This is a genomic window from Agromyces indicus, from assembly GCF_031432295.1.
In the GTDB taxonomy this organism is placed as follows: Bacteria; Actinomycetota; Actinomycetes; order Actinomycetales; family Microbacteriaceae; genus Agromyces; species Agromyces indicus.
On record NZ_JAVKGS010000003.1, the window covers coordinates 257,226 to 276,093 of the forward strand.

Annotated in this window: 23 protein-coding genes; 13 read left to right on the top strand and 10 right to left on the bottom strand. The window is 74.9% G+C overall.

What is annotated here, in order from left to right; all coding sequences use genetic code 11:
* Positions 1-86: 86 nt before the first annotated feature.
* The 4 genes from RH861_RS11020 to RH861_RS11035 all read right to left on the bottom strand — a co-directional run bounded on the left by RH861_RS11020 (position 87) and on the right by RH861_RS11035 (position 4,043).
* Complete coding sequence (locus tag RH861_RS11020) at positions 87-1,712, bottom strand: glycoside hydrolase family 10-like protein (protein WP_310520998.1); 1,626 nt, start codon at positions 1,710-1,712, stop codon at positions 87-89.
* Positions 1,713-1,780: 68 nt separating this feature from the next.
* The gene (locus RH861_RS11025; RefSeq protein ID WP_310520999.1) at positions 1,781-2,641 is read right to left on the bottom strand and encodes a 5-oxoprolinase subunit C family protein; all 861 of its coding nucleotides are present in this window, start codon (positions 2,639-2,641) and stop codon (positions 1,781-1,783) included.
* Entirely contained in the window at positions 2,638-3,285 is a 648-nt protein-coding gene (locus RH861_RS11030; RefSeq protein ID WP_310521000.1) for a 5-oxoprolinase subunit B family protein, read from the bottom strand. The genes RH861_RS11025 and RH861_RS11030 overlap by 4 nt, the downstream gene beginning before the upstream one ends.
* Complete coding sequence (locus tag RH861_RS11035) at positions 3,282-4,043, bottom strand: LamB/YcsF family protein (RefSeq protein ID WP_310521001.1); 762 nt, start codon at positions 4,041-4,043, stop codon at positions 3,282-3,284. The genes RH861_RS11030 and RH861_RS11035 overlap by 4 nt, the downstream gene beginning before the upstream one ends.
* 47 nt (positions 4,044-4,090) lie before the next feature.
* On the opposite strand from RH861_RS11035, the gene RH861_RS11040 reads away from it, so the two are divergent.
* The 3 genes from RH861_RS11040 (at position 4,091) to RH861_RS11050 (ending at position 6,510) form a co-directional block, all read left to right on the top strand.
* Complete coding sequence (locus tag RH861_RS11040) at positions 4,091-5,230, top strand: PQQ-dependent sugar dehydrogenase (protein WP_310521002.1); 1,140 nt, start codon at positions 4,091-4,093, stop codon at positions 5,228-5,230.
* Between the two features lie 67 nt (positions 5,231-5,297).
* Positions 5,298-5,795, top strand: a complete 498-nt coding sequence (locus tag RH861_RS11045; protein ID WP_067947011.1) for a SprT-like domain-containing protein — start codon at positions 5,298-5,300, stop codon at positions 5,793-5,795.
* 100 nt (positions 5,796-5,895) lie between these two features.
* Positions 5,896-6,510, top strand: a complete 615-nt coding sequence (locus RH861_RS11050) for a CGNR zinc finger domain-containing protein (protein ID WP_310521003.1) — start codon at positions 5,896-5,898, stop codon at positions 6,508-6,510.
* Here the strand turns inward: RH861_RS11050 and RH861_RS11055 are convergent.
* Positions 6,507-7,094 carry a 2-phosphosulfolactate phosphatase gene (locus RH861_RS11055; RefSeq protein WP_310521004.1) on the bottom strand — a complete coding sequence of 196 codons (588 nt, stop codon included), beginning with the start codon at positions 7,092-7,094 and terminating at the stop codon, positions 6,507-6,509. The two genes, RH861_RS11050 and RH861_RS11055, sit on opposite strands and share 4 nt — an antisense overlap.
* A gap of 41 nt (positions 7,095-7,135) precedes the next feature.
* On the opposite strand from RH861_RS11055, the gene RH861_RS11060 reads away from it, so the two are divergent.
* The gene (locus RH861_RS11060) at positions 7,136-7,900 is read left to right on the top strand and encodes an SDR family NAD(P)-dependent oxidoreductase (RefSeq protein WP_310521005.1); all 765 of its coding nucleotides are present in this window, start codon (positions 7,136-7,138) and stop codon (positions 7,898-7,900) included.
* 29 nt (positions 7,901-7,929) lie between these two features.
* Here the strand turns inward: RH861_RS11060 and RH861_RS11065 are convergent, their stop codons facing one another.
* Positions 7,930-9,192 (bottom strand): hypothetical protein, encoded by a 1,263-nt coding sequence (locus RH861_RS11065; RefSeq protein ID WP_310521006.1) that lies wholly within the window; start codon positions 9,190-9,192, stop codon positions 7,930-7,932.
* A gap of 123 nt (positions 9,193-9,315) precedes the next feature.
* On the opposite strand from RH861_RS11065, the gene RH861_RS11070 reads away from it, so the two are divergent.
* The 3 genes from RH861_RS11070 (at position 9,316) to RH861_RS11080 (ending at position 12,248) form a co-directional block, all read left to right on the top strand.
* Positions 9,316-9,852, top strand: coding sequence for a hypothetical protein (locus RH861_RS11070; RefSeq protein WP_310521007.1), 537 nt, complete (start codon positions 9,316-9,318; stop codon positions 9,850-9,852).
* Positions 9,849-10,478 carry a DUF1684 domain-containing protein gene (locus RH861_RS11075; RefSeq protein ID WP_067950017.1) on the top strand — a complete coding sequence of 210 codons (630 nt, stop codon included), beginning with the start codon at positions 9,849-9,851 and terminating at the stop codon, positions 10,476-10,478. Before RH861_RS11070 ends, RH861_RS11075 begins: the two co-directional genes overlap by 4 nt.
* 219 nt (positions 10,479-10,697) lie before the next feature.
* On the top strand, positions 10,698-12,248 hold the full coding sequence (locus RH861_RS11080; RefSeq protein WP_310521008.1) for a DEAD/DEAH box helicase: 1,551 nt from the start codon (positions 10,698-10,700) through the stop codon (positions 12,246-12,248).
* 64 nt (positions 12,249-12,312) lie between these two features.
* On the opposite strand, the gene RH861_RS11085 is transcribed toward RH861_RS11080, so the two are convergent.
* Positions 12,313-12,654 carry a hypothetical protein gene (locus RH861_RS11085; RefSeq protein WP_310521009.1) on the bottom strand — a complete coding sequence of 114 codons (342 nt, stop codon included), beginning with the start codon at positions 12,652-12,654 and terminating at the stop codon, positions 12,313-12,315.
* Between the two features lie 135 nt (positions 12,655-12,789).
* On the opposite strand from RH861_RS11085, the gene RH861_RS11090 reads away from it, so the two are divergent.
* Complete coding sequence (locus tag RH861_RS11090) at positions 12,790-13,293, top strand: GNAT family N-acetyltransferase (RefSeq protein WP_067946541.1); 504 nt, start codon at positions 12,790-12,792, stop codon at positions 13,291-13,293.
* Between the two features lie 36 nt (positions 13,294-13,329).
* Here RH861_RS11090 and RH861_RS11095 read toward each other — a convergent pair whose 3' ends face one another.
* Entirely contained in the window at positions 13,330-13,911 is a 582-nt protein-coding gene (locus RH861_RS11095) for an NUDIX hydrolase family protein (RefSeq protein ID WP_067946543.1), read from the bottom strand.
* A gap of 142 nt (positions 13,912-14,053) precedes the next feature.
* On the opposite strand from RH861_RS11095, the gene RH861_RS11100 reads away from it, so the two are divergent.
* Entirely contained in the window at positions 14,054-14,689 is a 636-nt protein-coding gene (locus RH861_RS11100) for an alpha/beta hydrolase (protein ID WP_310521010.1), read from the top strand.
* A 16-nt stretch (positions 14,690-14,705) separates the two neighbouring features.
* Here RH861_RS11100 and RH861_RS11105 read toward each other — a convergent pair whose 3' ends face one another.
* A complete protein-coding gene (locus RH861_RS11105; RefSeq protein ID WP_067946607.1) occupies positions 14,706-15,092 on the bottom strand; it encodes a DUF5997 family protein in 387 nt (128 codons plus the stop codon).
* Positions 15,093-15,209: 117 nt separating this feature from the next.
* Here RH861_RS11105 and RH861_RS11110 point away from each other — a divergent pair, with 117 nt between their 5' ends.
* A complete protein-coding gene (locus RH861_RS11110; protein ID WP_310521011.1) occupies positions 15,210-15,896 on the top strand; it encodes a LysR family substrate-binding domain-containing protein in 687 nt (228 codons plus the stop codon).
* The gene (locus RH861_RS11115; protein ID WP_310521012.1) at positions 15,893-16,627 is read left to right on the top strand and encodes a glutamine amidotransferase; all 735 of its coding nucleotides are present in this window, start codon (positions 15,893-15,895) and stop codon (positions 16,625-16,627) included. Before RH861_RS11110 ends, RH861_RS11115 begins: the two co-directional genes overlap by 4 nt.
* A gap of 81 nt (positions 16,628-16,708) precedes the next feature.
* Here the strand turns inward: RH861_RS11115 and RH861_RS11120 are convergent, their stop codons facing one another.
* Positions 16,709-16,978, bottom strand: coding sequence for a GlsB/YeaQ/YmgE family stress response membrane protein (locus RH861_RS11120; RefSeq protein ID WP_067946550.1), 270 nt, complete (start codon positions 16,976-16,978; stop codon positions 16,709-16,711).
* 394 nt (positions 16,979-17,372) lie between these two features.
* On the opposite strand from RH861_RS11120, the gene RH861_RS11125 reads away from it, so the two are divergent.
* Positions 17,373-17,657 carry a hypothetical protein gene (locus RH861_RS11125; protein WP_310521013.1) on the top strand — a complete coding sequence of 95 codons (285 nt, stop codon included), beginning with the start codon at positions 17,373-17,375 and terminating at the stop codon, positions 17,655-17,657.
* A 116-nt stretch (positions 17,658-17,773) separates the two neighbouring features.
* On the top strand, positions 17,774-18,856 hold the full coding sequence (locus tag RH861_RS11130) for a DNA polymerase IV (protein WP_310521014.1): 1,083 nt from the start codon (positions 17,774-17,776) through the stop codon (positions 18,854-18,856).
* The last annotated feature ends 12 nt before the right edge of the window (positions 18,857-18,868 follow it).

Sequence of the window (18,868 nt, forward strand, 5' to 3'; positions counted from 1 at the left end):
CGGGCGGACGAGGGGGCTCGAGTCCCCTCGTCCGCCGCAGCGGCCCGGTCGATCGACGTCCCCCGATCCGACCCCGGGCCGCGGTCTCAGCGCACGGTGCGCACGGCGCTCGGTGCCGACTCGTTCCACACCCGGTCGAGCGCGGTGACCGCGTACGAGTAGGTCCGCCCCGGCTCGGCCGCGGCATCCGTCCACGTCTGGCGCACCCCGTCGACCGCGCGCAGGGTGGCGACGAGCGCGGTCGCGTCCTCGACGTCGACCGGGCCGTCGCCCTCCACGCGGTACACCGCGAAGGAGGTCGCGCGCACGGCGCCCGGGGCGGCGTCGTTCCACGAGAGCCGCACGCCCCCGTCGGTGCGCGAGACGTTCGCGAGCACGGGCGGTCGCACGGCCGTCGCGGGCAGCCACTCCATGGCGGGCACGATCGCGGGGTGCGCGTAGTGCCGTTCGCGGACGAGGCTCATCGAGCCCTTGGGGTCGGCCGGGATGTGGTTGGCCGAGAAGTACACGTTGCCGTGCACGGGCGTGCCGGCCGCGTCGATCTCGCGGTCGAAGTCGAGGTGGTTCGCGAGCTCGGCGGGGTCGGTGAAGACGCCCGAGGTGACCTTGTAGAGCGCCTCGCCGATGTACAGGTGCGTGCCGGACTCCGCCGCGAGGTCGGCCCACCAGGGCACGAGCTTCAGGTAGTCGGCGACGGCGAGCCCGAACTGCCAGTAGATCTGCGGGTTGATGTAGTCGAGCCAGCCCTCGAGCACCCATCGGCGGGTGTCGGCGTACTGGTTGTCGTACGACTGCGAGCCCGCGGTCTCCGAGCCCGCCGGGTCGGTGGCGCGATTGCGCCAGATGCCGAAGGGGCTGATCCCGAACTTCACCCAGGGCTTGGCCTGCTTGATGCGCTCGGAGATCGTCCGCACGAACGTGTCGACGTTGTGGCGGCGCCAGTCGGCGATGTCGGCGAAGCCGGCGCCGTGGGTGGCGAAGGTCGCGGCATCCGGGATCGTCTGCCCGGCCACGGGGTACGGGTAGAAGTAGTCGTCGAAGTGCACGCCGTCGAGGTCGTAGTGCTCGACCGAGTGCAGGATGGCGCGCTGGATGTGCTCCTGCGCCTCCGGCAGGCCCGGGTCGAAGTAGAGCTTGCCGCCGTAGGCCCAGACCCATTCGGGGTGCTGCCGGGCCGGGTGCTCGGGGACGAGCTTCGCCGGGTCGGCCTGCATCGAGACGCGGTACGGGTTGTACCAGGCGTGGAACTCGAGGTTGCGCGCGTGCGCCTCGTCGATCATGAAGGCGAGCGGGTCGTAGCCGGGGTCCTGTCCCTGGACGCCGGTGAGGTACTGCGACCACGGCTCGAGCGGGCTCGGCCAGAAGGCGTCGGCGGTCGGTCGCACCTGCACGAAGACCGCGTTGAGCCGGAACTGCTCGGCGACGTCGAGCCAGCGCAGGAACTCGGCGCGCTGCTGGTCGGCGGAGAGGCCGGTGCGCGAGGGCCAGTCGATGTTCACGACCGACGAGATCCACATCGCGCGGAGCTCGCGCTTGCGCGGCGCGAAGGCGGCGCCCTCGGCGGCGTGCGCGGTCGAGCTCGGCGCGGCCATGGTGCCGATGGTGACGGTGAAGGCCGAGGCGGCCGCGCCCGCGACGGCGAGCGTGAGGAAGCCGCGCCGGTCGACGCCGACGGCGGGCTTGGCGGGTTCGGGAGTGCGGAAGGGCGTCATCGATCCTCCGGGTAGGGACGGAAATTACTTCCAGTCACTATGCCCGAGTTGACGAACAATTTCCAGACTCATCTCGCGTGACGGAACCGCACCTCCTGGCCCGGCCGCACCTGGGCGAGCCGATCGAGCGAGGCGGCCTCCACGATCGCGACCACCGGGTACCCGCCCGTGACCGGGCGGTCGGCGAGCAGCACCGTCGGCACACCCGCCCCCGTCACCTGGATGCCGCCGGCGACCGTCGGCTCGCTCGGCAACTCGTCGACGACGGCGCGCGCGAGCGGGGGCCCCTCCAGCCGGGCTCCGATCCGGTCGGCCGACGCCGACAGCCGCCACGGGGATTCGTAGAGCGCGGCGAGCGCGGCATCCGTCACCCAGTCGGCCCGCGGCCCGGGCAGCAGGCCCAGGGTCACGGGGCCCGCCGGCGGCGGGTAGGCGGCGTCCTCGTCGAGCAGGGGCACGGATGCCGCGGGCTCGGCGCCCACGCGCAGCACGCGCCCGGCGCGCACGGGCTCGGGCCCCAGCCCGGCCAGCGTGTCGCGGCTCCGGGAGCCGAGCACGGGCGGCTCGTCGATGCCGCCCCGCACGGCGAGCAGGTACCGGAGGCCCCGCTCGGCGGTTCCCAGCTCGAGCACCTCCCCCGCGCGGACGCGATGCGCGCGGTACGGCCACGCCGGCCGGCCGCCCACGTTCATCGGCCCCCACGCGCCCGCCACCGCGACCCACGCGTCGGCGTCGGGCACCGCGCGGAACCCGCCGAGCACCACCTCGAGCCCCGCCGCGTCGTCCGGGTTGCCGACGAGCCGGTTCGCGAGCGCGAGCGCGCCGCGATCGAGGGCCCCCGACCCGGCCACGCCGAGGTGCGCCAGCCCGGGCCGGCCCAGGTCCTGGACGAGCACCGACCCCGCCGCCTCGACGCGGAGCGCGGTCACGGTCCGACCGCCCGGAAGCGCACGGTGCGGCCGGGTGCGAGGAGCGCCGGCGGGTCGGCGCGCGGGTCCCACAGCGTGGCATCCGTTCGCCCCACCAGGCGCCAGCCGCCCGGGCTCTCGCGGGGGTAGGCGCCCGAGAAGCCCGCGGCGAGCCCCACCGCGCCCGCCGGAACGCGCGTGCGGGCCACGTCGAGGCGCGGCACGTCGAAGGGCCAGTCGTCGGCCATGAGGTACGCGAAGCCCGGCGCGAAGCCGATGAACGCGACCCGCCACTCGGTCGCCACGTGCCGACCCACGAGCGCCTCGGGCGAGAGTCCGAGGAGGTCGGCGGTGTCGGCGAGGTCGTCGCCGCGGTAGTCCACCTCGACCACCACGGCCGGTCCGTCCGAGCCGGCGGCCGCCGCGGCCCGCGCGTCGTCGGGCGACTCGGCGACGCGGCGCACCCAGTTCGCCGCGGTCTCGACGGGCAGGCTCGCGGGATCGACGACGACGAGCAGGGTGCGCGCCGCCGGCACGAGTTCCACGACCCCCTCGGGAGCCGATGCGGCGAGCGCCTCGCGCAGCGCGATCACGTCGGCCGCCGACGGCACCTCGACGAGCAGCGCCCCCGGTCCGGAGGGCAGGAGGCGTACCCGGCCGGTCATGCGAACGGACGCAGCTCGTGACCCGCGGCGTCGAGCGCGGCCCGGACGGCGCGCGCCAGGCCGACCGCCCCGGGGGTGTCGCCGTGCAGGCACAGCGAGTCCGGCTCGAGTTCGACCCGGCTCCCGTCATGGGCCGCGACCCCGCCCGTCTCGACGAGCTCGAGCGCGCGGTCGACGGCGGCGGACGGATCGTGCACGAGCGCACCGGGATGCGTGCGCGGCACGAGTCGGCCGTCGGCGAGGTAGCCGCGGTCGATGAACGCCTCGCGGGCGTAGCGGATGCCGGTCTCCCCCGCCGCGCGCTCGAGTCCGCCCGCGGGCGGCCCCAGCACCACGATCGCCGGATCGAAGGCGGCGAGCGCCTCGAGGACCGCGACGGCGGCGGCCCGGTCGGCGTCGAGCCGGTGGTAGAGCGCGCCGTGCGCCTTGACGTACCGCACCGCGGTGCCGGCGGTGCGCGCGACCGCCGCGAGCGCCCCGAGCTGGTAGACGACCTCGGCGGCCGCCTCCTCGGGGGTCACCGCGAGCTCGCGCCGCCCGAACCCGGCGCGGTCGCGGTAGCCGGGGTGGGCTCCGAGGGCGACGCCGTGCTCGACGGCGAGGCGGGCGCTCCGCGCCATCGTCAGCGGGTCGCCCGCGTGGAATCCGCAGGCGACGTTGGCGCTCGTGACGAGGGCGAACATCGCGTCGTCGTCGCCCATGCGCCACGCGCCGTACCCCTCGCCGAGGTCGGCGTTCAGGTCGATGGCCCGCTCCATGCTCCCATTCTGCCGTCGCGTCGCGCAGACTGGACCGGGGAGGCGGCATGCGCGCACGGGTTCTCGCGGCGGCGACGTCGGTCGTGCTGCTCGCGGGGTGCGCGCCGGGCCCCGGGTCGGGGCCGGTGGTCAATTCGCCCTCGGCGACCTCGGTCCCCTCGCCCACCGAACCGGCGCCCACCAGCCCGGCGGCGGTGGCCCCGACGGGCGCGCCCGAGGTGATCGCGGAGGGGCTCCAGGCGCCGTGGTCGGTGGTGCGCCTGCCCGCCGGCGGCGTGCTCGTCAGCGAGCGCGACTCGGGCCGCATCGTCGAGGTGCTCGAGGACGGCACGCTCCGCGAGGCGGGCGTGGTCGAGGGCGTCGCGGCCGGCGGCGAGGGCGGCCTGCTCGGCCTCGCGCACCGGCCGGGCGACGCCGACGACGCCGCATCGCTGTACGCCTACTTCACGTCCGATTCCGACAACCGGGTGGTGCGGATGCCACTCACCGGCGTCACCGGCGAACTCGGCCTCGGCCGGGCCGAGCCGGTGCTCACGGGCATCCCCCGGGCAGGCAACCACAACGGCGGCCGGCTCGCGTTCGGCCCCGACGGCCTGCTGTACGTCACGACGGGCGACGCGGGCGACCGGGACTCCTCGCAGGACCTCGAGTCGCTCGGCGGCAAGATCCTCCGCATGACGCCCGAGGGCGAGCCGGCGCCCGACAACCCGTTCGACTCGCTCGTCTGGTCGTTCGGTCACCGCAACGTCCAGGGCATCGCCTGGGATGCCGCCGGCGGCATGTGGGCGGCGGAGTTCGGCCAGAACGCATGGGACGAGCTGAACCGGATCGTGCCGGGCGGCAACTACGGCTGGCCGGAGGTCGAGGGCCGCGCCGACGACACCCGGTTCACCGACCCGGCCGTCCAATGGCCGACGAGCGAGGCCAGTCCCAGCGGTATCGCGGTCGTGGGCGACACGGTCGTGGTCGCCGCGCTCCGGGGCGAACGGCTCTGGTGGGCCTCCCCCGCGATCACGTCGCCGACCGATGTCGTCGACACGTACGCCGGCGAGTACGGACGGTTCCGCGACGTCATCGCCGGACCCGACGGCGAGCTCTGGGCCCTCACCAACAACACCGACGGACGGGGCTCGCCGCGCGAGGGCGACGACCGGCTGCTGCGCATCCGGGTGTCCGAGGCGGACTGACCGCGCCCGCACGCGGGGCCGGGCGAAATCGGTGGCGATCGCGGAGGTCGGCGCTATTGTCGTTCGCATGGCGGATCTCCGACGCGTTCGGGTCTGGGCAGAGGCGCTCATCGCCCTGCACCTCGACCCGTCCGTGTGGTCGTTCGAGTTCGACAATGCGAAGAAGCGCGCCGGGCTGTGCAACTACTCCGAGAAGCGCATCTCGGTCTCCCGCTACCTGGCCGCCCGGTACGACGACGACGAGATCCACCAGATCCTGCTCCACGAGGTCGCCCACGCGATCGCCGGGCCGCGCGCCGGGCACGGTCCGAAGTGGGCGCGCACCGCCGCCTCGCTCGGCTACGTCGGGCGCCGCACCCACGACGGCGCGGTCGCCGACGAGCTCGCCCCGTGGGTCGGCCACTGCCCGTCCGGCCACGAGCACTACCGCTACCGGGCTCCGTCCCGGCCGCTCAGCTGCGGGCTGTGCCGACGCGGCTTCGACCGCGCCAACCTCATCGTGTGGCGTCGGCGCGAGATCACGGGTGCGATGCGGCGTGCGGCGGCGAGCGCCGCCGCCGAGTAGCCCGGGGCGCGGAGCGGATCGTCGGCCGACGCATGCGCGGCGCGGCATCCGTCTGGGGATCGCGAGGAAACGAGCCCGCGCGAACGGGTAGGTTGGTGCGGTGCCCGTCTCGACCGTCTCGATCCCAGTCGGCCAGTGGTTCACCGACGACAGCGGCCGGTGGTGGTTCGACTCCGGCTCGTTCGCCCTCGACTTCGCCTACACCGGCAGCCTGCCCGTCGCCGTCGCGCCCGAGCGCCTCCACGCGCCCGACGACCTCAGCGCATGGATGCGCGAGCGGTTCCCGATGGCCGTGGGCACCGCGCGGTCGCGCGACCTGTTCGACGCGGTCGCGCTGCGCGACGCGATCGCCCGCCTCGCCCTCGCGGCCGGGCGCGGCGAGCAGCTCCGCTCGGCCGACGTCGACGTCGTGAACCTCTACGCGGCCACGCCCGACATCCCGCCCACGCTCGACGGCGGCTCGCGCCAGGCCGGTCGCTCCGTGCAGACGGTCGCCCAGGCGCTCTCGACGATCGCGCGCGACGCGGTCGACTGCTTCGGCGCGGCGAACGACGGCCGGGTCCGCGTGTGCGCGGGCGACTGCGGCATCGTCTACCTCGACACCTCGCGGGCGGCGAGTCGCCGCTGGTGCTCCATGCAGCGGTGCGGCAACCGCGCGAAGGTGCGCGCGCACCGTGCCCGCAAGTCGGGCAAGGTGCAGCTGACCGCGGCCTAGGCCGGCGCGCCCTCGCGGGCCACGCGCACGCTCGCCGACGCATCGCGAGCGGCCTCCCGTCGCAGCGACCCCGGTTCGACGCCCTCCTCGATCGCGCGGCGTCCCTCGGCCGACGCGGTCGCGAGGTGCGCCACCGCCCGGCGCAGCCCGGCGTACGCGGCGGAGGCAACAGCCGCCTCGGGCGACGTGTCGTCGATGCCGAGCTCGATGAGGGCGTCGATGACGGCGCCGGCGGCGAGCACGTCGTCGGCGGCGAACCCGCCGTCGGCTCGGCCCGCCGCGACGATCGCGAGGTACGCCCGGCGTCCAAGGCGCTCCTGCTCGGCGAGGACCCACGCGGCGGCGGCGGCCGCATCGCGGAGGTTCGCGGCGAGCACCGCGGCGCGGTCGGGGGCCGCGTCGAGCACGGCCCGCGGCACGATCGGCGCGTCGCCAGGCGAGTCGGCTGCGGCGTCCGTCGTCTGGTCGACCCAGACGACCACGTGCACGCCGTCGGCGATGCGGTGCACGGCGTCGGGGCCCTGGTCGAACCGCACCTGGTACTTCGCCTGCGCTGCGGGCGCGGCCGGGGTCGTCTCGCTCACCGCGACAGGCTACGCGACGGCGGCGCTCGTAGGGTGGGTGCATGACCTCGCATGTCGACGCCCGACCCGTCACGATCATCACCGGCGGCGGCCGCGGCATCGGCGCCGCGATCGCCGAGCGCCTGGCCGCCGAGGGCCACGACCTCGTCCTCACCTACCGCGAGCGCCGTGACGACGCCGAGCGGGTGGCCGACGGATGCCGCGCCGCGGGCGCGCGCGTCGAGGTGCTGCCGCTCGACCAGGCCGACCTCGACGCGTGCGCCGAGCTCGTGCCCGAGGCCGTCCGCCGATTCGGCCGGGTCACCGGGCTGGTCAACAACGCCGGGATCACCGGTCGCATCGGGCCGTTCCTCGACGGGTCGATCGAGGAGGCCGAGCTGGTGCTGCGCATCAACGTGCTCGCGCCGATGGCGCTGTGCCGGTCGGCGATCGCGCACATGTCGACCGAGCGCGGGGGCGCGGGCGGGTCGATCGTGAACGTCTCGTCGGGCGCGGCCACGCACGGCGCACCCGACACCTACATCCCCTACGCGGCGAGCAAGGCCGCCCTGAACACGATGACGCTCGGCCTCGGCAAGGAGTTCGCCCGCTCGGGCGTGCGCGTGAACACCGTCTCGCCGGGGACGACGCGCACCGAGATCCACGCGGCGGCCGGCCGGCCGAACGCACCCGACGAGCGCGCGGGCGGCATCCCGATGGGCCGCCCGGGCGAGCCGCCCGAGATCGCGGGCGCCGTCGCCTACCTGCTGTCGGATGACGCGTCGTACGTCACCGCGACCGACATCCGCATCTCCGGCGGGAAGTAGCCGCTCGCGACGGATGCCGCGGCGGCACCTCAGCGGTGCAGGGCGGCGTAGTGCGCGAGCGCCTCGGCGTCGCTCGCTCGGGCGGCCGCACGCCGGGCGGCGTCGAGCGCCTCGACCGGATCGGCCTCGCGCCGGGCGATCCCGAGCTGGCGCTCGGCCTCCGCGAGGCGCGTGCGGGCATCGGCGCCGGCGAAGGCACGGGCACGCTCCATGGCGGCGCGGGCGACCGCGATCTGGCTCTCCGCGATGGCGATCGCGCCCGGCAGCGCCCCGCGCGCGCCCTCGAGCCGGTCCTCGGCGCGTCGGACCGCGGCGCGGGCGACCTCGAGCCGGTCCCGTGCGGCGCGCAGCCGGTCGCGCTCGGCGAACGGGTCGCCGGCGCGGGCGTCCCGCCCGACGAGGAGCGGCGAGGCGTCGCCGATCGCGACGCCGAGGGCGGAGGCCGCATCCGCATCGGTGGCCGCGTCGCGCTCGTGGCGCGCCGCCGCGAGCTCGGCGTCCAGCGCGGACGCCTCGGCGTCCCCCGCCTCGGCGGCCGCCGCGAGGTCGGGCTCGACGCGCTCGACGGCGGCCAGCTCGGCTCCGGCGCGCTCGAGCGCGTGCCCGGCACGCGCGAGCGCCGGTGCGACGGGACGCCCCGGTTCGGTGAGATGGGTCTCCACCTCGGCGAGCGCGGCGCCGGCCCCCGCGAGCCACCGCTCGGCCCGCCCGGCGGCCCCCTCCGCCGCGGCGAGCGCGGCGGCATCGAATCGGGAACGGAGCCGCTCGAGCAGCTGGACTGCCGCGTCGTGGCGTTCCCGGACCCGTGCCTCACGCTCGCGCAGGGCGGGGAGGTCCTGGGCGGCACCGCGCTCGGCGGCCCGACGCTCGGCGAGCCCCTGCTGGGCGTCGCCGAGGGCGCGGTGGATCGAGTCGCACAGCGAGGCGATGCGGCTGCTCCAGGACCGTCGCTCGGCCGCCGTGTGCTCCTCGGCGTCGTCGAGGCGCTGCTGCAGCAGGAACGCCTCCCGCAGCCACCCGCGTGCCCGGGCGACCGCCTCGGCGAGGTCCCGCGCGACGTCCGGGCCGAACTCCGCCTCGGCGAAGCGCACCTCCTGGTCGGCGTCGCGCACCGCCTCGTCGGCGCGCACGAGCCGCGCCTTGGCGCTCGTCTCCAGCTCGTGTGCAGCCCGCCGGTCGACCGACTCCCGGCGCACGCCGACCCGCCTGAGGCCCACGACCGTGCCCACCAGCACGAGTGCGGCCGCGCCGATCCCGACGAGCGAGGGGACCACCCACTCGAGTCCGCCCATGCGGCGAGTCTAGGCACTTCGGCGCCGAACGGCTCGGGTGCGAACCGGGAGCCCGCCGAGCGCCCGCCGGGAATCCGGCGCGGAGCCTTGGCCGCGGCATCCGCCCGCCCCTAGCCTCGTCGCATGCGCGTGCTGTTGAAGCTCACCCTCGACTGCGATGCGGATGCCGCGTGGCGCGCGATCCGCAGCCCCGCCGTGCTCCGCGAGGTCGTCGCCCCCTGGCTCGACTTCGAGTCGCTGGAGGGCACCGGCTTCCCCGCGACCTGGCCGGAGGGACCGCACCGGTTGCGTGCCCTCGCGTTCGGCATCGCGCCGACGGGCGAGGAGATCATCGACGTCTCGTACCCGGGCGGGCTGCCGCCGGGCGTGAAGATGCTGCGCGACGGCGGCGGCGCCGTCTCCGGCCCGCTCGCGGCGTTCCGGCACTGGGACCACCGGATGGCGATCTCGCCGCTGCCCGACGGGCGGACGCTGTACCGCGACCAGCTCCGCGCGAGCGCCGGGGCGCTGGAGCCCCTGCTCTGGTACCCGACCTGGGCGTTCTGGCAGTACCGCGGGATGCGCTTGAAGCAGTTGGCGTCGACGTGGGCGTACGACCCGCCGGGCACGGCTGACGCCGACCGCGCGGCATCCGCCGCCGGAGCCGGGAGCGCGGCATGACCGCGACGCTCGGCGCCCTCCAGCTCGCGGACTGGCGTCGGCGCGTCTTCGGCCTCTACGCGGGGGTGCGGCACCTCAACTCCCACGACCCCGCGCAGGGACACGAGCTCTGGCGCTCGGGCCGCGACGACCTCTTCGCGGGTCACCCGCAGTCGCCCCTGCTGCCCGACGACCGGGCTCGGTTCACCGGCCTCACCGTGCCGCGGTACGACCCCGACTGGCGCTTCGAGCTCGAGGTGCGCCGGCCCGACGAGCCCGTCCGGATGGTCGTCGACAGCTCGACCGACGGGTCCATCCCCTTCTCGCTCGTCGGCACGGTCCGCATCCCGTACCTCGGCACGCTCGACGTCTGGCGGATCACGGCCTACGGGGGCGGGCTCTTCCTCCCGGTGAAGGACGGCCTCGCCGGCCAGCCGGGCGGCACCTACGGCGGCGGACGCTACCTGCTCGACACAGTGAAGGGCGCCGACCTCGGCTCGGGCGCCGACGACGACAGCCTCGTCGTCGACTTCAACTTCGCCTACAACCCCTCGTGCGCGTACGACCCGTCATGGTCGTGCCCGCTCGCTCCGCCCGGCAACACCGTCCGCGACGAGATCCCGGTCGGCGAGCGGATGCCGCGCTGAGGGCGCGCACAGGGTCGGCCCCGCGGCATCCGCTATGGTTGACGTCGGCGTGCGCGACGAACGCGCCGCCTGCGTCGTAGACACGCTCCCGGGCCGAGAGCCCGATGACTTCATACGGCGAACGGATTCGCCGACCGGCGTCTTCGCCATTCCCCACCGCCGGGCCCATCCGCCGCGTTCCGCGGCGCGCCCGGCCGTGCCATCCCGAACGGACCACCTTTGACGGACCTCACCTTCGGCGCGCTCGGCGTGCCCGCACCCCTCGTCGCGGCGCTCGCCGCCGACGGCAAGACCACCCCCTTCCCGATCCAGGCCGACACCCTGCCCGACACGCTCGCCGGGCGCGACGTGCTCGGCCGCGGCAAGACCGGCTCGGGCAAGACCATCGCCTTCGCGCTGCCCATGGTGGCGCGCCTCGGCACGTCGCTCGCCGGCGGCAAGCGCCGACCCGGCCGCCCCCTCGGCCTCGTGCTCGCCCCCACCCGCGAGCTGGCCACGCAGATCACCCAGACGTTCGAGCCGCTCGCGGCCGCCTACGGCCTGAAGGTCACCACGATCTTCGGCGGCATCAACCAGACCCGTCAGGTCAGCGCGCTGAAGGCGGGCGTCGACATCGTCGTGGCCACGCCCGGCCGCCTCGAGGACCTCATGAAGCAGGGCTTCCTGAGCCTCGACGCGATCGAGATCACCGTGCTCGACGAGGCCGACCACATGGCCGACCTCGGCTTCCTCCCGGTCGTCACGCGCATCCTCGACAAGACCCCCCGCGGCGGGCAGCGCCTGCTGTTCTCGGCGACGCTCGACAACGGCGTCGACAAGCTCGTGAAGCGCTACCTGCAGAACGAGGTGCTCCACTCGGTCGACGAGGCGAACTCCCCCGTCGCCGCGATGACCCACCACGTCTTCGAGATCGACGACGTCGACGCGAAGAACGAGCTCGTGAAGACGCTCGCCTCGGGCACCGGTCGCCGCATCCTGTTCATGCGCACGAAGCACCACGCGAAGAAGCTCGCGAAGAAGCTGACCGAGCAGGGCATCCCCGCCGTCGACCTGCACGGCAACCTGTCGCAGCCGCAGCGCGACCGCAACCTCGCCGCGTTCGGCGACGGCTCGGTCAAGGTGCTCGTGGCGACGGATGTCGCGGCGCGCGGCGTGCACGTCGACAAGGTCGAGCTCGTCATCCACGTCGACCCGCCCATGGAGCACAAGGCGTACCTGCACCGCTCGGGCCGCACCGCGCGTGCCGGCAGCGAGGGCGACGTGGTGACCATCTGCCTGCCCGGCCAGAAGCAGGACCTCAAGACCCTGCTGCGCAAGGCCGACATCCGCGTCACGCCGCAGCAGGTGACCGCCGACTCGCCCGCCGTCGCGAAGCTCGTGGGCGACGTCGCGCCGTACGTGAAGCCCGCGCCGCGCGAGGCCCGCCAGCCGCAGGGCGGCGGGCGCTCGCAGGGCGCCAACGCCCAGCGCAAGCGCGCCGCGCGTGCCGGCGAGCCCCAGCCCGCCGGCCAGGGTCGCCGCAGCCGCGGCCGCGGTCGCGGCGGCCAGTCCGACGTGGCGCCCGCCGCGCCGCGTCGCGACCGGTCGGGCCGGCCCGCCGAGGCGAAGGCGCACGCACCGGGGCAGTCGGGCGGCCAGGGCCGCGCCGCGCAGTCGTCGAGCGCCCCGCGCGCGGCATCCGCTCGCCACGGCCAGAAGGCGCCGCTGCGCGTCGGCAGCCTCGTCTCGCCCTCGCGCTCCACGCGCACGAACCGTCGCGCCCAGGGCTGAGCCCCGAGCGATCCCGCACGGCCCCGCACCTCTCGGTGCGGGGCCGTTCGGCGCCTCGGCCGGCTCAGACGACGAAGTCCGGCCGCAGGTTCCAGGCGGTCGACGCCTCGAGTCGGGCGAGCAGCGCGAGCGCCGTGAGGCGCGCGTGGTCGTCGCTGACCGTACTGTAGACGTCGATCGCGAGCGGCGGCGGCTCCCCGACGCGCGGCAGCTCGACCTCGGCCCACGCGCCCTCGGCGAGCGGCACCCGCGCCTGCAGGGTTCCGGCGCCCTCGACGCGCGAGTCGGCGGCGAGCGCGATCACCGCGAGCGCGTCGATGCGCGTCGCCGGGCTGCGCAGCACGATGGTCGCGCAGTACTCCACGGGCGGGTCGGTGCGGCGACCGGGCAGCGGCGGCGGGCTCATGATGGCCGCAGATTACGCCCGTGGGCTGAGCGGATGCCGCGTCGCGGCTGCGGCTCCGAGCGCCCGCCGGTCGGCTCCGCCCGAGCGCCGCCGCCGATTTCGCCGGTGACGGGAGGCCGGGTTAGCCTGAGGCGCATGAGCACCGAGGTCGCTGCCGAAGTCGTCATCCGCCCCGTCCGAGACACCGACGTCGAGGCGTTGGGCCGCGTGCACGCGCAGTGCTGGCACGAGGACTACGACACCCTGGTCGACGCCGCCACCCTCGCGAACCTCTCCCCGCGCCGCATGGCCGAGCTGTGGAACCACTGGATGAACCAGGGCGAGGAGTTCATCCACGTCGCCGCGCTCGTCGACAGCGAGATCGTCGGATTCGCCGGTGCCGGCCCCGCGCGCGACGCCGACGCGCCGCGCGAACGCGAGCTGTTCTTCATCCACCTGCTCGATGCGCACCACGGCAAGGGCATCGGGCAGAAGCTGTTCGACGCGGCCGTGGGCGACGACGCCGTCTACCTGTGGGTGCCGTCGGCGAACGAGCACGCGGTCGCGTTCTACGAGCGCAACGGCTTCACGGCCGACGGCGCCTCGCACGACGAGCCGTTCCTCGGCGAGACGATCCACGAGATCCGGATGGTGCGCTAGGCCGACGGCCCGGCCCGGCGCGTCCCGCGGGGCCGACTACGGCAGCGCGCCCACCGACGCGAGCGCCCGCCGGAGGAGCACGCCGCGGCCACCCTCCATCTCGGCGCCGAGCGCCTCGCTCGCAGCCTCCTCGGGCGTGACCCAGGTCACCTCGAGCGCGTCCTGTCGCGGCTCGCAGGTGCCGGTGACCGGCACGACGTACGCGAGCGAGACCGCGTGCTGGCGCTCGTCGGTGAACGGCGACAGCCCGGGCAGCGGGAAGTACTCGGCGACCGCCGCGGGAACCGGGCTCGCGGGCAGGAGCGGGAACGCCATGGGCCCGAGGTCCTTCTCGAGGTGGCGGAACAGCGCATCGCGGATGGTCTCGCCGTACATGACCCGTCCCGACACGAGCGTGCGGGTCATCTCGCCGACGGCGTTGGCGCGCAGCAGCACGCCGACCTCGATCACCTGGCCCACGCCGTCGACGCGCACGGGCACGGCCTCGACGTAGAGCAGCGGGAGGCGACCGCGCACCTCGGCGAGCTCGATGTCGCTCAGCCAGCCCGGGTTGGCGGGCGGCTGCACGACCGGCTCATCGCCGGGGTTCCAGTCCGGGTCGGGTGTGCGCACGGCCATGCCTCGATTCTGCCCCACGAGCGCCCGGCTCGCGTGGAGGCCGCGGAGGCGCCGCGGGGGACGCGACACGCCGCGGCGCCGGCGGGGCCGGCGGCGTGTCGCGGCCCCTCACCCGCACGGGCGGCCGGGGTACGATGCCCCGATGCGGATCGACGACGACGCGGTGCTGTGGTCGGCATCGCCGGCCGACCGGGCCGGCCGGCCCCTCCTGGTGCTGCTGCACGGCTACAACTCGCACGAGGGCGACCTGTTCGGCCTGAGCCCCTACCTGCCGTTGCAGCCGGCCATCGCGAGCCTGCGCGCGCCGATCCCCACCGGATACGGCCACGCGTGGTTCCCGCTCCCCGAGCAGCTCGACGACCAGCTGTCGACCGAGGACGCCGAGGCGGCCACGACCGCCGTGATCGAGTGGCTCGACCGCGCGGCGCCGGATGCGGCATCCGTCGGCCTGCTCGGCTTCTCACAGGGCGGGGCCATGGCGATCGAGTTGCTGCGGCGCGCGCCCGAGCGGTTCTCGTTCGCGGTGTCCCTCGCGGGGTTCTCGCTGCCGGGCGAACGCGCGGGCGACGAGCGGATGTCGCAGCTCGCGCCGCCCGTCTTCTGGGGCCGCGGCACGGCGGACGAGGTCATCCCCGCGGAGGCGGTCCGGCACACGCAGTCCTGGCTGCCGCGGCATGCGGAGGTCGACCAGCGCGTGTACGAGGGCCTCGGCCACTCGGTCTCCGAGCGCGAACTCGCCGACGTGACGGCGTTCCTCGCGGCGCGCTACGCGGCCTGAGCCGCGGCGGGGCGTCTCAGACGCCGGCGCCGCCGCCTCCGCCGCCGGCCTCCCGGCGGGCGGCGTCGCGCTCGGCGATGCGGCGCTTCTCGGCGCGGACGCCGGCCTGGCGCGCGCGCTCCTCGACGAGCCAGGCGGGCGGCGCGGCGAGCAGGTCCTTGATCTCGGCCGTGGTGAGCGGCTGGTCGATGCCGGCGCGCGCGAGACCGGAGTTGGAGACGCCGAGCTTCGCGGCCACGACGCTGCGCGGGTGCGGGCCCTCGCGGCGGAGGGTCGCGAGCCACTCGGGCGGGTCGGCCTGCAGTGCGGCGAGCTCGGCGCGGCTGACCTCCCCGGAGCGGAACTCCTCGGGCGCGGCGTCGAGCAGGATGCCGAGCTTCTTCGCCGCCGTCTCGGGCTTCATCGTCTGGGAGGGGCGCGGCTTCGACTCGTTCACGCCTCCACGGTAGTCGGCTTCGTCACCGGCCGCAGGCGCCGACTACCCTGAGAGGGCCGCGGAGCGCGGCGGAAGGGGGCTGGCGTGGCGCTGCGGCTGGACTACGTCGCGGGCGTGAGCCCGGCGAAGTGGCTGCGCGCGTGGGCCGACCGGCGACCCGACCTGCCGCTCGAGGCCGAGCGCGTCGACGAATCCGCGCAGTGCGATCGGCTCCGCGCCGGCGAGGCCGATCTCGCCTTCGTGCGGCTCCCGGTCGATGAGACCGGCCTGCATCGCATCCTGCTGTGGGAGGAGCTCGCCGTCGCGGCCCTCCCGAAGGACCATCCGCTCGCCGAGGCCGACGACCTCGAACTGGCCGACCTCGCCGACGAGCCGCGAGCACCCGAGCAGGACGACCCGGCCATGACCCTCGAGCTCGTCGCCGCGGGCACCGGCTATGCGATCCTGCCCCACAGCCTGGCGCGCCTGCACCATCGCCGCGACGTCGTCGCGATCCCGGTGACGGATGCCGCGCCGACGCGTATCGCGCTGGTGTGGCGCGTCGAACGCGACGACGCCGACATCCAGGAGTTCGTCGGGGTGGTGCGCGGCCGCACCGCCCGGAGCTCGCGCGGCGCCGACGAGCCCGACGAGACCGCCGCCCCGCCCGCGAAGGCGGCCGCGGCGTCGCGCGCCCGTCGGCAGCCGGCCGGCGCCCCCCGCTCCGGCGGCCGGTCCGGCGGCACCGCCCGCGGAGGCCGCCAGCAGCGGCGAGGCGGTCGGCGCCGGTGAGCCGTCCCTTCCTCTTCATCTCGGCCCGCCCCGAGGTCGAGGCCGTCGGACCCGAGTACGAGTCCGTGCGCCGCGCGACGGGCCTCGACGCGGGTCGGCTCGAGCACCACCGGATCGACGTCGAGACGCTGGGCGACGCCGTGCCGGAGCGGTTCGCGGGGGTGATCGTCGGCGGCAGCCCGTACAACGTCACCACCCCCCACGAGCACAAGCATCCGGTGCAGCGCCGCGTCGAGGCCGACCTGGCGCGCTTGGCGGAACAGGCGCTGGAGACCGATCATCCGGTGCTGTTCACGTGCTACGGCATCGGCGTGCTCACCCTCGTACTGGGCGGCGAGGTCGGCACCACGTACGGCGAGCAGGCGGCCGCGGTCGAGATCACGTTGACCGATGAGGGTCGGGCCGATCCCCTCCTCAGCGGATTGCCCGAGCGCTTCGACGCCCTCGTCGGCCACAAGGAGGCCACGGATCGGCTGCCCTCGGACGCCGTCCACCTCGCCGGGTCGGCGGGCTGCCCCGTGCAGGTCTACCGCGTGGGCCGGAACGTCTATGCGACGCAGTTCCACCCCGAGGTGTCCACCGCCGACTTCATCGCCCGCGCCGAGGTGTACCGCCACCACGGCTACTTCCCCGCGCGTGAGCTCCGCGCCGTGAGCGAGCGGCTCGCCGCGGCATCCGTCACCCAACCGCAGCGGATGCTGCGCCGGTTCGTCGAGCTCGCCGGCGGCTGAGCCGCCCCGCGTCCGTCGGCCCGGACATGCCGAAGGCCCGGCCGACGATGGTCGACCGGGCCCCCGGAGCTGCGCCGCAGATCAGGCGGTGCGCTTGTTGCGGTTCACGATGAGGCCGTAGATCAGCAGCACGATGATCGCGCCGCCGATGGCGAGCAGCCACGTCTGGATGCTCCAGAACTCCTCGAGGCCGACACCGAACAGCACGCTGCCGAGCCAGCCACCGAGCAGGGCGCCCACGACGCCGAGCAGCAAGGTGATGAGCCATCCACCGCCCTGCTTCCCGGGCAGGATGAGCTTGGCGATCGCCCCGGCGATGAGGCCGAGGAGGAGGAAAGCGAGGAAACCCATGTGCACACTCCTTCTCTTGTGTGAGCCCAACTGTCCTCCTGAGAACCTCCTGAGTGCAAGTGGTTGCGCTCGCGTGTCGCGAGGCGCTATTCGCGGGGCGGATCCGGGAGTCGTCGGCCATGGAGAAGTGGGCAATCACTACTCCTACCGAAATCGAGGAATCCTCGTCAAGTCCCTTGTCGCTGGAATGCCCGCGTCATAGCGTGCCCACATCCACGCGGCCTCCGGGTGCCGCGCCGAAATCCGAGATCACCCGAGACATTCCGAGTACACCCCGGTACTCGGGAACCCGAGTAGTGACGCGGTGTTCCATGCTGCGCGGACGGGGGACGGAATCCGACGTCCCTCACGTCCCCGGGCGCAGCCGGCCCGGAATCCAGTAGGGGGAAACACCATGCGAAAGGTACTCGCAACGCTCGCGCTCACCGGCTTCCTCGTCGGCGGTGCCGCCGTCGGAGCGGCCCAGGGCGCGCCGCTGCCCGACAACTGTACGAAGGATCGCGGCACGGTGACGTGCACGACCTTCGAGGGCCCCGGCAAGAACCAGGCCGGCGTCGGGTCCACGTCGTCCACAGAGACGAAGGGCAACACCAAGAACACCAGCCCGGAGCCGCAGGACCTCGACAGCTTCTGCACGGTCAACCCGCCGAAGAGCCAGGGCGCGCCGAACTCCTGCTAGTCGGCGTCGTCGCCGCTGCCCGAGACCCTCGGCGCCTGCGGGCGTCGGGGGTCTCCCGCTGCGGTTTCCGACGGCGACGCTTGCGCTCGGCCGCCCGGACGCGGTAGTCAGGCCGGGTGAGCGGCAGTCCGGACCTGTGGGTCCTGCACGTCGACCTCGACCAGTTCATCGCGGCGGTCGAGGTGCTCCGGCGCCCGGAGCTCGCCGGCCGCCCGGTCATCGTCGGTGGTCGGGGCGACCCCACCGAGCGGGCGGTCGTGTCGACCGCCTCGTACGAGGCGCGCGAGTTCGGCGTCGGGTCCGGGATGCCGCTGCGCATCGCCGCGCGCAAGGTGCCCGATGCGGTCATCCTGCCGGTCGACGCTGAGGCCTACGCCGCGGCATCCGCTGAGGTCATGGCGACGCTGCGAGCGCACCCCGGCGCCACCGTGCAGGTCCTCGGCTGGGACGAGGCGTTCGTCGGCCTCGACTCCGACGACCCCGAGCGCGACGCGCGCGAGCTGCAGGCCGCCGTGCTCGCGCGAACCGGCCTGCACTGCAGCGTTGGCATCGGCGACACGCTCGTGCGGGCGAAGGTCGCCACCGGGTTCGGCAAGCCCGCCGGCGTGTTCCGGCTCACGGCCGACAACTGGGCGGCCGTGATGGGCGACCGGTCGGTGATCGAGCTGTGGGGCGTCGGGAGCAAGGTGGCGCGCCGCCTCGCCGTGCACGGCATTCGGACGGTCGGCGAGCTCGCTGCGGCCGACGAGGCCGTGCTCGCGGGCGAGTTCGGGCCGCGGATGGGGCCGTGGTACGGGCAGCTGGGGCGCGGCGAGGGTGCCCGGGTCGTCGACGACACGCCGTGGGTCGCGCGCGGCCACAGCCGGGAGACCACCTTCCAGCGCGACCTGGAGGATCCCGCCGACGTCGAGTCGGCGCTGCGGGAGCTCGCCGCGCGGGTGCTCGACGACGTGGCGGCCGAGGGCCGGCCCGTCATCGGCCTCACCCTCAAGGTGCGCTACGCGCCGTTCGTCACGAAGACGTACCAGCGCCGCATCCCCGCGAGCTCCGATCGCGATGACGTGACGGCACGGATGCTGCAGCTCGCCGAGGACCGGATCGAGCCCGGTCGCGCCATCCGCTTGCTCGGGCTGCGCGCCGAGATGCCGATGCCCGATGGTGCGCGCGAGGGACACACCCCGACCCGTAGCGGATGGTGAGCTCGGGGCCGC